General features: G+C 31.3%; 16 protein-coding genes. All 16 read right to left on the reverse strand.

The features are described from left to right. Positions 1-1,077, reverse strand: a complete 1,077-nt coding sequence (gene rpoD, locus Q1K37_RS00355; RefSeq protein ID WP_300408566.1) for an RNA polymerase sigma factor RpoD — start codon at positions 1,075-1,077, stop codon at positions 1-3. 114 nt (positions 1,078-1,191) lie between these two features. Then, positions 1,192-2,967, reverse strand: a complete 1,776-nt coding sequence (gene dnaG, locus Q1K37_RS00360) for a DNA primase (protein ID WP_300408161.1) — start codon at positions 2,965-2,967, stop codon at positions 1,192-1,194. Positions 2,968-2,983: 16 nt separating this feature from the next. Then, positions 2,984-4,006, reverse strand: coding sequence for a deoxyguanosinetriphosphate triphosphohydrolase (locus Q1K37_RS00365; protein WP_300408164.1), 1,023 nt, complete (start codon positions 4,004-4,006; stop codon positions 2,984-2,986). A 146-nt stretch (positions 4,007-4,152) separates the two neighbouring features. Beyond that, positions 4,153-6,192, reverse strand: a complete 2,040-nt coding sequence (locus Q1K37_RS00370) for a bifunctional 4-hydroxy-3-methylbut-2-enyl diphosphate reductase/30S ribosomal protein S1 (protein WP_300408167.1) — start codon at positions 6,190-6,192, stop codon at positions 4,153-4,155. Between the two features lie 2 nt (positions 6,193-6,194). Then, complete coding sequence (locus tag Q1K37_RS00375) at positions 6,195-6,764, reverse strand: lysophospholipid acyltransferase family protein (RefSeq protein ID WP_300408169.1); 570 nt, start codon at positions 6,762-6,764, stop codon at positions 6,195-6,197. Further along, entirely contained in the window at positions 6,757-7,641 is an 885-nt protein-coding gene (gene cmk, locus Q1K37_RS00380) for a (d)CMP kinase (protein WP_300408172.1), read from the reverse strand. Before cmk ends, Q1K37_RS00375 begins: the two co-directional genes overlap by 8 nt. Continuing rightward, the gene (locus tag Q1K37_RS00385) at positions 7,628-8,863 is read right to left on the reverse strand and encodes an NAD(P)/FAD-dependent oxidoreductase (protein WP_300408175.1); all 1,236 of its coding nucleotides are present in this window, start codon (positions 8,861-8,863) and stop codon (positions 7,628-7,630) included. The genes cmk and Q1K37_RS00385 overlap by 14 nt, the downstream gene beginning before the upstream one ends. Further along, positions 8,860-9,417, reverse strand: a complete 558-nt coding sequence (locus Q1K37_RS00390; protein WP_300408178.1) for a class I SAM-dependent methyltransferase — start codon at positions 9,415-9,417, stop codon at positions 8,860-8,862. Before Q1K37_RS00390 ends, Q1K37_RS00385 begins: the two co-directional genes overlap by 4 nt. Beyond that, on the reverse strand, positions 9,410-9,775 hold the full coding sequence (locus tag Q1K37_RS00395; protein ID WP_300408181.1) for a hypothetical protein: 366 nt from the start codon (positions 9,773-9,775) through the stop codon (positions 9,410-9,412). The genes Q1K37_RS00390 and Q1K37_RS00395 overlap by 8 nt, the downstream gene beginning before the upstream one ends. After that, a complete protein-coding gene (locus tag Q1K37_RS00400) occupies positions 9,775-10,464 on the reverse strand; it encodes a pseudouridine synthase (RefSeq protein WP_300408184.1) in 690 nt (229 codons plus the stop codon). Before Q1K37_RS00400 ends, Q1K37_RS00395 begins: the two co-directional genes overlap by 1 nt. After that, positions 10,451-10,993, reverse strand: a complete 543-nt coding sequence (scpB, locus tag Q1K37_RS00405) for an SMC-Scp complex subunit ScpB (protein ID WP_300408187.1) — start codon at positions 10,991-10,993, stop codon at positions 10,451-10,453. Before scpB ends, Q1K37_RS00400 begins: the two co-directional genes overlap by 14 nt. Continuing rightward, a complete protein-coding gene (locus Q1K37_RS00410; protein ID WP_300408190.1) occupies positions 10,983-11,717 on the reverse strand; it encodes a segregation/condensation protein A in 735 nt (244 codons plus the stop codon). Before Q1K37_RS00410 ends, scpB begins: the two co-directional genes overlap by 11 nt. A gap of 1 nt (position 11,718) precedes the next feature. Beyond that, positions 11,719-12,339, reverse strand: coding sequence for a site-2 protease family protein (locus Q1K37_RS00415; protein WP_300408193.1), 621 nt, complete (start codon positions 12,337-12,339; stop codon positions 11,719-11,721). Next, positions 12,332-12,871, reverse strand: coding sequence for an NUDIX hydrolase (locus tag Q1K37_RS00420; RefSeq protein ID WP_300408195.1), 540 nt, complete (start codon positions 12,869-12,871; stop codon positions 12,332-12,334). The genes Q1K37_RS00415 and Q1K37_RS00420 overlap by 8 nt, the downstream gene beginning before the upstream one ends. Further along, positions 12,861-14,570, reverse strand: coding sequence for a DNA repair protein RecN (recN, locus tag Q1K37_RS00425; RefSeq protein ID WP_300408197.1), 1,710 nt, complete (start codon positions 14,568-14,570; stop codon positions 12,861-12,863). Before recN ends, Q1K37_RS00420 begins: the two co-directional genes overlap by 11 nt. A gap of 18 nt (positions 14,571-14,588) precedes the next feature. Beyond that, positions 14,589-15,041, reverse strand: coding sequence for an arginine repressor (gene argR, locus Q1K37_RS00430; RefSeq protein ID WP_300408200.1), 453 nt, complete (start codon positions 15,039-15,041; stop codon positions 14,589-14,591). Positions 15,042-15,163: the final 122 nt, after the last annotated feature.

Consider the following 15,163-nt stretch of genomic DNA (forward strand, 5'->3'; position numbering starts at 1 on the left):
TTACTCCAAAAAATCTCTCAGTTTTTGACTTCTACTAGGATGTTTCAACTTTCTTAAAGCTTTAGCTTCAATTTGTCTTATTCTCTCCCTAGTAACGTTAAATTCTTTACCAACTTCTTCCAAAGTTCTAGGAGTCCCATCGGTCAATCCAAATCTTAATTCAAGAACCTTTCTTTCTCTATCATTTAAAGTGGATAAAATATCATCTAATTGTTCCCTCAACATAGTAAAATTAGCTGCCTCATCTGGTGCTACTGCAGTCTCATCCTCAATAAAGTCTCCCAGATGACTATCCTCTTCTTCACCTATTGGAGTTTCCAAAGAAACAGGTTCTTGAGCAATCTTTCTTACTTCCCTTACTTTTTCTACATCAATTCCCATTTCCTTAGCAATCTCTTCGTTTGTTGGATCTCTTCCTAACTCCTGAATCAATTGTCTTTCAATCCTTACCAATTTATTAATGGTTTCTACCATATGAACAGGAATTCTTATAGTTCTAGCCTGGTCTGCTATCGCCCTTGTGATAGCTTGTCTAATCCACCAGGTTGCGTAAGTGGAAAATTTGAATCCACGGGTATAATCAAATTTTTCAACTGCCTTCATCAACCCAAGATTTCCCTCTTGAATTAAATCCAAGAACTGCATACCCCTACCTACATATCTCTTTGCAATACTTACAACAAGTCGTAGATTGGTCTCAGCAAGCCTTCTCTTAGCATATATTTCTCCAGCTTCCATCCTCTTTGCTAAATCTACTTCTTCATCTGCAGTTAGAAGGGGAATTTTACCTATTTCTTTAAGATACATCTTAACTGGGTCATCAACACTAATACCCTTCATGTCCTGTGCTAAATTTTCAACTTTATCAAGAGGATCCTTCTTATTGTCATCTTCTTCCTCGTCATCATCCTTTAGATCATCTTTTTCTTCTTCCTCAGAGTCATTTTCCCTCTCGATATCATCCTCTTTTAAAAGTTCAATATTTTCTTTTTCCAGTCTATCTTCAATTTCTTCAATATCTTCCTCTGTAAGCTCTGAAAAACCATCAATTCCGGTGAACTTCTTATATTCTATCATTCCATCATTATTTGATGCTATAGAAATAAGTTCTTCTAAAATATCTTTTATTAAATCATCGTTGATATCATCGAAACTATTTGTTGGTTTAGTATCTTTCACTTTACCCTCCCCTTACTGGATATTCTTTAAACGTGTATCGATTTTAAATATATCCCTCGCTATTTCTGCATATGCCTTTTTAAAATCTTCATTTAACTCATCATTTTCCTGTAGCAACGCTAACTTTTCTTTAAGATCATCCCTCTTTATGGTTAAAACATGTCTCTCTAGGGATTCTAAAAATCTTTCCACATTGACCTTATTTACATAATAGGAACGATTTTTAGTGTTTAGCGTATACTGGACTATCTTTTTTACATTTTTTTCGCCATCTATCTCAGATAAATCCTTCAAACCTGTGTCAATTCCAATGTCATTGTCCTCTATAAAAACAACAGTTGGTATAAAATACTCAGTTTCATCTTCCATAAAACTGATAGATTCTAGAATTGACCTTCTCAAATCCAAGTCATTGTTGAAAATATAATATCTCAAGCTCTCTAGAAAAATAAACTTATAGGATCTGTTTATCTTTTTAATCACTGGAGCATTTCTTATAGGTCTTTTACTATTAGATTTATTTTTATTTATTTCATTTTTTAAGCTTTCAGGATCTAACTTTAAATCCCTGGAAAATCTATTTAAATATTCATCCCTAATCAACTCATTGTCGAGTTCACTTAAGAGTTTCACCAATTTTTCTAAGAATACCGTCTTTTCATCTATGTTCTGTAAGTCAAATTCTTCTAATAATTTATTATAATCGAATAAAACGGGGTTTAATGAATTTTCAAGTAAATTTTCAAAGGATTCTTTACCATATTTTTTTATAAAATCATCAGGGTCCAATTCATCTGGTAATTGAATAATGTTTGGATATATCCCTATTTCCTTAAAAATCTGTATGGCTCGTTCCGTAGCAGCTTTACCAGCGGAATCTCCATCATAACATATATATACATTTTCAGTATATCTTTTTATAAGTTTCCCCTGTTCTTTAGTTAAAGCCGTTCCAAGAGAGGCAACACAATAATCTATCCCATAATTATACATGGAAATCACATCGATATATCCCTCAACCAGGACTACTTTGTTCTTTTTGGAAATATTATTAAAATTTCCAACTCCATACAAATTCCGTGACTTATGATAAACTATGCTCTCCGGGGAATTGATGTACTTGGCCCTATCATCAACTAGGGTTCTTCCTCCAAACCCAATGACCTCTTTTCTAGTATTCAATATAGGAAAAATCAATCTATTCCTATATGCATCATAAAGTCTGTTGTTTTTTGACTTCTTTATAAGTCCCAACTCTAAAAGGTCATTTGTATCGACATTTTTATTTCTAAAATAGTTTAAAAGATTATTGAATCCATCTGGAGCATATCCTAACATAAATTTGTTTACGACAGACTTTTGTAAACCTCTTTGGGCCAAATACTCCTTAGGTTTCTCATAAGTAAGAAGCTGTTGAAAGAAATAGTACTTAGCTTCTTCGTTGATTCTATACAGTTTTTTTCTATGATCATATAACTCTTTATCAACATTTCCCGTCTCTATAAATATACCTAATTTATCCGCTAAAAATTGAATTGCTTCAATGTAATTTAAATTTTCCTTCTTCATAATAAAAGAAATCGCATCTCCCCCTTCACCACAACCAAAACAATGGAAAATTCCCTTGGTTTTGGACACGGTAAATGAAGGTGTCTTTTCATTATGGAAAGGACATAATCCTACAAAATTTTGTCCTGAAGGTTTCAATTCTACATAGTCAGATATAATATTGACAATATCCAATTGATCTTTAATTTCTTGAATTTTTTCCTCAGGTATATATGCCATCTTTCCTCCATCATTTCTAAATATGCCATTGTTTAGGAATAAATATCTCCTTATACTCATGAATGGCAAATGTATCAGTCATTCCTGCAATATAGTCAGTTACAATATCTTCTTTTGTCGATTCTTGAAGTTTATCTGACATTCTATAAATTTTTAAATGTTCAGTCGGTAGTTTATCAATGTTTTTTAAGTAGTATAAGTATAATCTTTCAATTATTTCTTTTGCCTTGTCTTCATCGGCTTTGACAATAGGATTGAAATAAACCTCTTGAAACATAAATTTTCTAAGTTCTAGCATTAACTTATATTCCTCTTTGCCCATCTGAATATCATTTGAATCCATGCTAGCATTGATTACATTTACAACCATGGAATTAATTCTTTCCGAAGGGGAATTCCCAAAGGTCTCCCTTATGTCATTTGGCAGATTTTCTTCAGAAAGTATTCCCGCCCTGATGGAGTCATCAATATCATGATTTATATAAGCTATCCTATCAGCAAATTTAATTACTTTCCCTTCCAAGGTGTTTGCACGATTCTCTCCAGTATGATTCTCTATCCCATCAACGACATCCATTGTCAAATTTAATCCCGGCTTACCCTTGCTAATCTCTAAGAACTTAACTATTCTAGCAGACTGTTCATAATGTTTAAAGCCCTTTGGATTCAAAACAGATAGTGCATCCTCACCCATATGCCCAAAGGGGGTGTGCCCTAAGTCATGCCCTAAGGCAATGGCTTCTGTTAAATCCTCATTTAAACCCAATGCGCGAGAAATGGTTCTTGCTATTTGAGCGACCTCTAGGGTGTGAGTCAATCTTGTTCTATAGTGATCTTTTTCTGGTGAGATATAAACTTGAGTCTTATGTTTTAATCTTCTAAATGACTTGGAGTGAATTATTCTATCCCTATCCCTTTGATAGGAAGTTCTAAAGTAGTCCTTTTCTTCTTCGATTTCACGTTTAGCAAATTTACTCTTTGATGCAAATTGAGATAGGTACTTTATTTCAAATTCCTCTTGTATCTTTCTGGTAATCATAACTCCCTCTTTTCGATAGCTTGGCTTTATGAAGATTGATACCCATTTTTGCCACTTAATCCCCAAAGGTCTTAATAAAAAAAGATAGAGTAAACTCTACCTTTTTTTGTAGCAATCAATCACTCAAGTTTGAGTGTAAAATTAATTTATTCTTCCACATCTTCTGAGTTTTCATCAAGCTTTGCTTCTATGATCTCACCAAGATTATGCTCTAATTCTTGATTTTCATACTCAGGAGCTTTTTCTTTTTTAGGTTTTTGAACTCTCTTCTTTGGTTCTGGTCTTGGTTTAGACTCAGGTTTTTCCTTAGTTTCTTTTATACTTAAAGCGATTCTCTTAGTTTCAGGACTGATTTCAAGAATTTTAACTTCTATTTCATCGCCAATATTAAGTTCATCAGATGGTTTTTCAACATGTTCATAACTAATTTGTGAAACATGAACTAAACCTTCAACACCTTCTTTTAGTCTAACAAAGGCACCGAAGTCCAATAGATTTACAACTTCTCCCTTAACTATATCCCCTTCTTTATTGTTTTCCATAAACTCTTCAAAAGGTTTCTTAGTTAATTGTTTTAAACCAAGAGAAATCCTGTTTCTTTCTCTATTAGCTCGTAAAATCTTAACTTCAATCTCATCGCCAACCTTAAGAACATCAGATGGATGTTGAATTCTCTTCCAAGAAATATCAGAAATATGGATTAATCCATCCACTCCTCCTATGTCGACAAAAGCTCCAAAATCAGTTAATCTTTCAACTCTACCTTCTATTACCTTACCAACTTCGATGTTTTCCCAAGCTTTATCGATTTGCTTTTGAAGTTCTTCCTCTTCTACAGCTCTTCTTGATAAAACTAATCTTCTCTTCTTTTCATCTACGTTAATAATTTTACATTCTAAAGTTTGCCCAACATAAGGAGATAAGTCCTTAACATAAGTAGTAGCAACTTGAGATCCTGGAATAAATGCATTGATATCAAAAACAGTAGCTAGAAGACCACCCTTAACCTCTTTAGTAATTGTAGCTTCAACTGTACCATCATTTTCAGATATCTCTACAAGCTTTCTCCAATTTTTTAAGCCTTCCACTCTTCTGGTTGAAAGAACAACATTTCCTTCACCATCATCTAGCTTAATAACATATACTTCAACTTCTTGACCTTCTGTAAAAAGATCTCTTGGCTTAACATCTGGATCGTTAGAAAGCTCATCTTGTTTAATAATTCCATCTGAAGTGTAACCAATATTTACCATAACTTCAGAATCGGTAACGTAAATAACACTACCTTTAACCACATCTTTAGGGTATATCTTTGTTATACTACCCTCTACTTGTTCCATAAACTCATCTTTGCTGTAATTATCCATTACTTGAACAACCTCCTCAATTATCCAAGCAGGTGTGGACGCACCTGCCGTAATTCCTATTCTATTATATTTACATACCTCTTGTAAAGATAAATCATCTATGGTCTCAATCATAAATGTATTTTTACAATGCTTTTTGGACAATTCAAAGAGCTTGTTAGTATTCGAACTTGTTCTTCCTCCTATAACGACCATTGCATCTACTTTTTTTGAAAGTTCAATAGTCGCCTGTTGTCTATTCTTTGTTGCATTGCATATCGTATTTTTTATCAATACATTAGTATTGCTACCCTCTATTATATCAGATAATTCAAAAAATTTCTCGTAAATATTTGTAGTTTGTGAAACAACAAATAAATTCTCTAAGTTTTTTATTTTTTTAGCTTCTTCTTTTGAATTAACTATTATAGGTTTATTTTTCAAATGTCCAGCCATAGCTTTAATTTCTGGATGATCTTTATTTCCAATAATAACTATAGTATAACCATCCTCTTCTGCTTTTTGCATTTGCTTATAAATTGCTAATAGTACTGGACATGTACAATCTACAAGAGTATATCCTAACTTTATATATTCTTCTTTCTTGTCTAGGGACTCTCCATGGGCCCTAATAATCAAATTTGTATCAACCTGAACTTCTTCCGGAGTTTTATTTACAACTAATCCCATTTTCATAAGTCTATCTACTTCCTGGGGATTGTGAATTATATCTCCAGTAGAAATTGTTTTTATTCCAGACTTTAATGCTTTTTCAGAATTTTGGATTGCATTTTTCACTCCAAAGCAAAACCCTGAATTTTCTGCAATAAAAATTTGCATGTTCACTCCTTAATATCATAAATTTTATAATACACAGCTTTAGTAATCTCTCTATTGATTTCTCTTCCACATTCGCTAAAATCCAAAGGATTGACCTGTTTTCTAAAATGAATTTTAACCGGTTTAAACATTTTATATTCCGTATCTATAAAGACTGGTTGGATAATGGATTTGCTCCTATTTGAAAGCATCCCTATTCCTTCCTTAATATTTTCTATGGACACTGTCTTAACCCTAGTCCCCTCAGGAAAAATCCCAAGAACATCTCCTCTTTTTAATATTGCCATAGAAGTTCTAATACTCTTTAAATCGGATTTAGATCTATTAACCGGAAAAGCTCCAACTCTGTCCAATAGAAACTTAAGTATTGGATTGTCCCAAAGTTCCTCTTTTCCCATAAAATGAACTTGTCTATCCATTGCCACCGCTAATACAATTGGATCCAATAAACTTTTATGATTAGCACATAATATCAACGGTCCTTCTTTAGGGACATTTTCTTTTCCATAAACCTCTATCTTATATAAAATTTTAATAAAAAAACCTACTACCCCTTTTAAAAATTTATACATTTTCACCTCTAATATTTGTAATGACTTCTTCTATGACCTCTTGTAATGACATGTCGGTAGAATCTATTAGCTTAGCATCCTCTGCCCTTTTTAAAGGAGATATCTTTCTATTGATATCTATTTCATCTCTCCTTTTGAGATCTTCTAAAATAGAGTTGTAATCCTTGTTTAAATCACTCTTACTGTCATTTAGTCTACGTTTTGCTCTCTCTTCTACAGAAGCTGTAACGAAAAATTTATACCTGGCATTTGGAAATACCACAGTTCCAATATCTCTTCCATCTAAGACTATGGACTTTCCTTCTGCAATCTTTTTTTGTAAGTCTACAAGGTGATTACGAACAATTTGAAATTTTGATACCTCAGAGACATTTTTAGTAACTAAATTTCCACGTATATCTTTGGATACGTCTTTCCCATTTAAAATTACCTTATCCTCAAAAACATCTATTTGAATATCGTCAATTATTTTTTCAATCTCTTTTTCATTAAATTCGATATTATTTTCCAACAGATACAAGGTGAATCCTCGATACATGGCTCCTGTGTCCAAATACTCAATTCCTAATATTTTTGATATTTCCCTAGCCACCGTACTCTTTCCCGATGCAGAAGGACCATCTATTGCAATGACAAAATTCTCTTTCCTAAGACTTTCAATATAAATATTAAAATTATCCTTATTAGACAAAATAGATACACTTATAAAGCCTTCGAATCCTGATGAATTTAAATACTCAACTACCTCAACATGACTTTGAGGAAGAAAAATGAGAAAATAATCAAAATTCTTTGAAAGTTTTTCTATGCTCTCTAAAATTACTTCTGCAACTTCTTTGGGATTTTTATTGTTAACTCTTGAACTATTTATTATCATTAGACTTTTCCTTTATAGAATTTCCAGCAAGAAAACCAGTAGAATATGCAATTTGAAGGTTATACCCGCCTGTAAAGCCGTCTAAATCAAGTACTTCTCCTGTAAAGTATAAACCTTGTACTTTTTTAGATTCCATTGTTGAGGAGTCAATTTCAACTACATCTATTCCTCCCCTAGTGACAATAGCTTCATTAAAATCACGTAATCCGGCAATATCAAATTCAAACTGCTTTATGGCCTTCACCAGTCTTGCTCTTTCTTCTTTAGTAATCTGATTGATTTTTTTATCTTTTGGAATTTCCGCGTTAAATAAAATTGGTTCTATCAAACTCTTAATTAAAAGGTCTTTCAAACCATTTTCAATATCTTTATTTAAGTATTTATTGAAATCCCGATTTATTCTATCATCTAATTGACTAATATTCAAACCTGGTTTCAAATCAATGGAAATAGAATATTTAGAATTTGGATAGATTAGTGAAGATAAACTTAAAATTATCGGTCCTGAAATTCCATAATGAGTAAATAAGGCCTCACCAAAGTCGGTCTTAAATTTCTTATTATCCTTTAAAAGGGTAATTTCAACATTCTTTAAATTAACCCCTGTTAGTTTTTTATACAAATCTCCCTTTAAGTTAACACCAACCAATCCAGGATAGGTTTGTGTTATATTCAAGCCGAAATTTTTTGCAAATTTATAACCGTCTCCTGTAGAACCTGTGGATTGATAGGATAAGCCTCCAGTGGCAACAACTAAATAATCACAACTATACCTTTCGTCTTTACTATATAGGTAAAACTTTGATTTTCTTTTTTCAATATACTTGATTTTCTGGTTAAAAATTAAAGAGATCTCCTTATCTACTAATATTTTTTTAAAAGTTTTTATAACATCTGAAGATTTATCAGTTTTAGGAAATACCCTTTCTCCCCTTTCTACTTTATATTCCAATCCATTTTTAGATAAAAGGTCTAAAATATCCATATTTGTGAAAGTATAAAAAGATGAATATAGGAATTTTCCATTTCTATTCATCTGTGTGAAAAACTCAGAAATATCCCTATAATTGGTTATATTACATCTACCTTTTCCAGTAATATAGAGCTTCTTTCCCAACTTTTCATTTTGCTCAATTAAGGTGACATTATTATTTTCATTTTTTGCAGCGATGGCTGCCATCATTCCCGATGGACCACCACCTAAAACTATGATGTCTTTCATTTTATCTTCTCCAATGTAATTAAAAATGGTGGATTATTTACTTGATTAATAAAATCAAATTTTAAAATTTCATATTGTTTCTGATTTAAACTTCTAAGAAATTCCTGAATATACTTAGATTCCTCTCTACCAGAGTCATGTCCAGGATAAAAGGTTATAAAAATCTTTCCTCCAATATTTAAACTGGTTAATAAATTTTCCAGGCTAGCAATTACAGTATTATAATTTGTAACTATATTCTTATTGCCTCCTGGAAGGTACCCTAAATTATATATTGCTAAATCCACTTTTTCTTGTACGTGCTCTTTAATATTTTCATGACTATCTAGGATTAAATGAATGTTTTTTAATTCCTTATCATTAAAAAGTTTCCTAGTGTTTTTTAAACTCAATGGTTGAATATCAAAACCATAAAATGTACTTTTTGAATCACAAATATCGAAGGCTCTTTTTAAATCATTGCCATTTCCTAAAGTTAAATCGCAAAAAACTACCTTCCTACCTTTAAAATCCAATAAAAGGGAATCTAGCAAACCAATACAATTTTTAAACATTTTTTGAACAATTCCCCTTCAACAGATCTGGAATGTAAGCTGGAGAATTTATAAGAATCTTTTCAAGTTTTTCGATATAATTGAAATACAGATATTCAAATCCTAAGTCTAAGACTTTAGAAGCCGTTGCCTTTAAGAAAAAATCCATATCATAAAATCCGTAATCACCTTCAACTATTAGGTCTGCAAGGTATGGTTTATTATCCTTAATGATAATTCTAGAATAACCTATTATGTCACTTTCTTCAAAAATTGTAAAAAATATTTCTGGAACTGTATAGTCATGACTAAATTCTAAATTAAATTTTTCTTTGATATACTCCAAATCCTTAGGACTAGAATCCTTTACTACTAGCATTATAAACTCCTTAAATATTCCAATTCTCTATGGGATAAAATTCGATATTTCCCTTCAGGCAACCTACTGTCAGAAATCTTTCCTATTGCAACCCTCTTCAAGTCTAACACTTCACATCCTATGTGCTGAAACATTCTTCTGACTTGTCGATTCCTGCCTTCAGATATAGAAATTTGATATTTAAAATCCCCAATATTTTTAATTTTTGCCTTCTTGGTTTTAAAACCATCCATAAAAATTCCATCGATTAATTCTTTAAGACCTTTTGAACTGGGCTTTTTATCTAAAATGACATGGTAGGTCTTGTAAATATCTTTTTTAGGATGGGTCAATTTGTATGTTAAATCTCCATCATTAGTAATTATTATCAAACCCCTACTATCTTTATCCAATCTACCAACTGGATAAAGTCTTTCTTTAGAATCGATTAAGTCAATTACTGTTTTCTTGGCAAAGGGATCACTTACAGTTGAAACAAAACCCAAAGGTTTATTGAGTAGGTAGTATTTGAATTTTTCAATAGGCTCAACTATTTTACCATCTACTTCAACTATATCAGACTTTTTAATATTTAACCCTACCTGTACTACCCTTTTACCATTTACCTTAACCCTTCCATCTTCTATGAGATTATCTGCTTTTCTCCTTGAACAAATTCCGCTATGGGCTAAGAATTTATTGATTCTCATCTTTATCCACCTCTAGAAACAATTGTTGAATCTCTTCAATCTGTGGAAGCTCCTTTAGATTTTTTAAATCGAATACCCTTAAAAATTCATCCGTAGTGCCATATAATATTGGTCTACCTATTTGCTCCAACCTTCCAACTTCTTTAATCAAATCCCTACTGACTAGAGTGTCGATAGGACCAGATGATTTTACACCTCGTATTTCCTCTATCTCTATTCTGGTTATTGGTTGCTTATATGCGATTATGGATAAAACTTCCATAGATGAGTTGGTTATTCTTCTAGATTCATTCCTATTAACTAATTTTTGAACAAAGTCATAATTACACTGCTTAGTAACATATTGATAACCATCTCCAAATTGTTTAAGCTCAATTCCTCTATTGTCAAATTTGCAGTCAGCAATCATATCATTTAAAATCTTTTTAGTTTCTCCCGGAGATATATCCAATGTTTTTGCAATGTCCTTATATGATAATGGTTCTCCCCAAATATATAACAAAGATTCTATAATCGATTTATAATTCATCTTCACACCTTAATTCTATAAATATTTCACCAAAATTTTCTCTTTGAAATAGTCTTACAGCGTTAATCTTCAATAATTCTAAGATAGATAAAAACAAAGTTACTAACTCGCCAACTCCCGTAGACTTTTTAATGAAACTTGTAAAACTGGTTTTTTTTCCTCTTTTTAGTTTACTTTTTACAATTTCCATATATTCATCTACTGAAAACTCTTCTTTTTGAAGGACTTCGAATTTTTCTAAATTCTTTTTACCCTTCTCTATCCTATTTAAGACTTTAAACAATTCTCCCAATAGAATATCAGAATCTCCAATTACTTTATTGACGGGTTTATCCTCAAAAAAACCGGACAAATCTTCCTGTAATTTAGGGTATGACATGTCCGCCTTATCTTTGAACTTTTTAAGTTTTATTGATAATTCCTTAAATTTCTTATACTCCCGTAATCTTGTGAGTATCATCTCTTCAGTTACAACTTCCTCTTCATCTAAAAATTCATTTTTAGGTAAGAGTTTTTTTGACTTTATCTCCAATAAAGTACTTGCCAAAAAAATAAAATCCGCTATGTTTTCAGGATTGACTTCCTTTAATTCTTCGACCTCTTGAAGAAACTCCTCTGTAATATCACTTAACTTAACGGTGTAGATATCTATTTTATTCTTTTCTATTAAATTTAACAAAAGGTCAAAGGGACCACTAAAATAATCGGTTTCTATCTTTAACATCTTATCTTCCTAATATTGCATACATAAAACTGAGGACTCCATTTGCAATGAAAACTACAACTCGTGAGATAACACCTGTAATTATAAGTGCAATCAAGATCATATTGGTATATCTTTCAAAACTATAAAGCCTTTCTGAAATATCCACTGGCAAAAAGGACATAACTAACTTAGATCCATCTAAAGGAGGTAATGGAATAAGGTTGAATACCCCCAAGAACACATTATATTGTACCATGGACTTTATGAATAAATATAAATAGGGATTTAAATTAGCATTTTTTAATGGAATTTCCAATAAAAACAAAAAAATAAAAGCCAACACAAAATTTGTTAAAATCCCCGCAATTGATACTAAAAAATCTCCTAGCTTTCTATTTTTAAAATTATAAGGATTAATAGGAACCGGTTTAGCCCATCCAAAATGGAATATCAATAAGGACAAAGTTCCTAATAAGGATAGATGCTTTAAAGGATTTAAAGATAGTCTTCCTCTATCCTTAGCTGTACTATCACCCATATATAAGGCTGCAACACCATGGGCATTTTCATGTAAAACAAGAGATATAATCAGTGCAGAAAAAATTATTATATAGCTAAGAATGTAATCAACACTAAGCATTACTACAATTCCTCATATTTAGATATAGAAGTCCAATAATAGTCTTAGAATCCTCTATTTTACCTTCTTCAATCATTTTCAAAGCTTCTTCAAGAGTATATTCTTCAATATTTAAAAACTCATCTTCATCATTTTCTCTTTTTGATGGAAAAAGTTCTGTCGCCAAAAAATAGGACATCTTTTCATCTGTAAAACCAGGGGAAGAATAGCTATCAAATAGATATTCGAAGTTTTTAGCATCGTATTCAATCTCTTCTTGTAATTCCCTACTAGCTGCTTCCTTTGGAAGTTCATTAGACTCGATTAGTCCAGCGGGAAGCTCTAATAAGTCCTTATTAACAGCTTTTCTAAACTGTCTTACAAATACAATCTTATCTTCCTTAAAGGGAATTATAGCCACAGCATTGGCATGCTCCACAATCTCCCTTTTTGAATATTTTCTATTTTCAAGTTCTACAGTATCAACTCTTAAATTGAGTATCCTTCCCTCGTATATCATCTCAGATTTTATAGTCTTTTCTTCACTCATCATAATTCTCCTCTAGATTAAAAAGTTTTTTTCCTTGAATTAACATATCCTTTGCTTGCTGTATAGTGTTTTCAGTAATATCTACTCCGCCTATTAACCTGGATATTTCCGATATCCTTTCATCTTCATCTATGGAACGAATGTTAGAAATAGTTCCTTGAAGATCTTCATTTTTTTCAATTAATATATGAAAATTTGCCAAGGATGCTATTTGAGCCAGATGAGATATGGTAATTATCTGTCTGACTTTTGATATTTTTTGTAATTTCTCCCCAACTAAAATAGCCGTTCTCCCACTAATACCAGTATCAACTTCATCAAAAATTAATGTTTCAACATTGTCAATAGAAGCTAGTGAGGTTTTTAAAGCTAACATTATCCTTGAAAGTTCTCCTCCAGAAGCAATTTTTGATAGAGGCATCAATTTTTGTCCAACATTAGTAGATATATAAAAATCTATATTATCCTTTCCCTTTGAAGAAATTTGTTCATTTTCTTCAAACACTATTTCAAACTTTGCATTTGGCATATTCAAATTTCTTATATTCTGAAGAATATCTTTCTCCAAGGCTTTTCCTTGAATTTTTCTCAATTTTGTCAATTGATCACTAAGTAATCTACAACTAGAATATACTTTTTGTATCTCTTTGTCCAAAGAACTTATATTTTCTTCAATACTATTCAAAGTATCTAAACGCTTTAAAGCCTTATCTCTAAATTCTATTAAATCAGTTATAGTTGGACCATATTTTCTCTTTAATTCAGTTATAGTTCTTAGTTTTTCATTAAGTTCTTCCAATTTTACTTCATCAAAATACAGTCTATCACTATAGTTTTGAATTTCATTATAAAGATCCTCCAATTCAAAATAAGAGGATTCTATTCTATCAAATATAGGCTTCAATTCCAAATCTAGCTCTGAAAGCTCCTTAAAAGAACTCATTATTTCACTCATGGCATTTAGAATTTCAAAGTGTCCAAATTCTTCAGTTCTAAAAAGTTGACTGGCCCTATTTATGGATGTTTTTATATTATCCATATTAGTCAAGAGTCTCAATTCATTTTCTAATTCTTCCTCATCTATATTTTCCAAATCCAATGAAGACAGTTCCTGGATTTGAAATCCTAATATATCTTTTTCTCTGTCAACCTCTTCAGAACTTAAATCCAAGGATTCCTTTTTTTCTTTTAAATCCTTTAGCTTCGACAATTCACTTTCTAGTTGGGCTAAAATCGGTTTAGTTTCCTGTAAATTAAAGGAATCTAAAATATCAATATAATTAGAACGTTTTAATAGGGTTTGATTTTCATTTTGACTATGAATATCTATTAAATCCTCCATTAAGACCTTTAAAAAATTTAATGTTACATTTCTACCATTTATCCTATTAAAACTATTATTTGATTTGGAAACTTCCCTAGTGACAATAAGGACACCATCTTCAAGCTCATATCCCATATCCTTAAATTTGTCTAATTTCTCTTTAGATTCTATAATAAATTTTCCCTCAACAATGGATTTTTTAGAAGAATTACCTATGTAATTTTTCTGAAATCTATCTCCCAATAACAATTTTAATGCATTCACTAGGATGGTTTTTCCCGACCCCGTCTCTCCAGTTATAACATTAAAGGATGGGGAAAACTCAATACTGACTTTGTCTATAATTACAAAATTTTCAATATAAAGCTCTTGTAACATTCTTCACCTTACCAAATTTTATTTCATAATGGATTTAATTTCATCAACTATCTTATCCAACTTACTCTTATCATCCACAGCTATAAATATAACATCATCTCCCGATAAAATTCCACATACATTTTTAATTTTTGCATTTGTTATAGGTACTGCACATAGCGTTGCAGTATGTGAAATGGTTTTTACAATGACCATGTCGCCATTGTGGTCGATGTTTAAAACGGCTGATTTAAAAATTTTATTTAATCTTTCATTTAAAGAATCATGGACTGTATCAATTACAGCATATTGATATTCTCCATCCCTTGACTGGACTTTCGAAATTCTAAGCTCTTTAATATCTCTAGATATGGTTGCTTGAGTTGCTCGAACTCCATTTTCTTCCAATAATTCGGATAATTCTTCCTGTGTCTTTATTTCATTTTTTTGAACTAGGTCTAAAATAAGTCTTTGTCTTGCATACTTTTTCATATAATTTCTCCTTATAACACTAACAATAAAAAGCTAAGGTCCTTCAACCTTTTATGTAATCTTAAAATATTTTAATAACCCCACATAGTGCTAATAGGAAAAACGAAACCTTGTCAAAATAA

Origin of the sequence: Lagierella sp. (genome assembly GCF_029983815.1) — a bacterium.
Taxonomy (GTDB): Bacteria; Bacillota; Clostridia; order Tissierellales; family Peptoniphilaceae; genus Mediannikoviicoccus.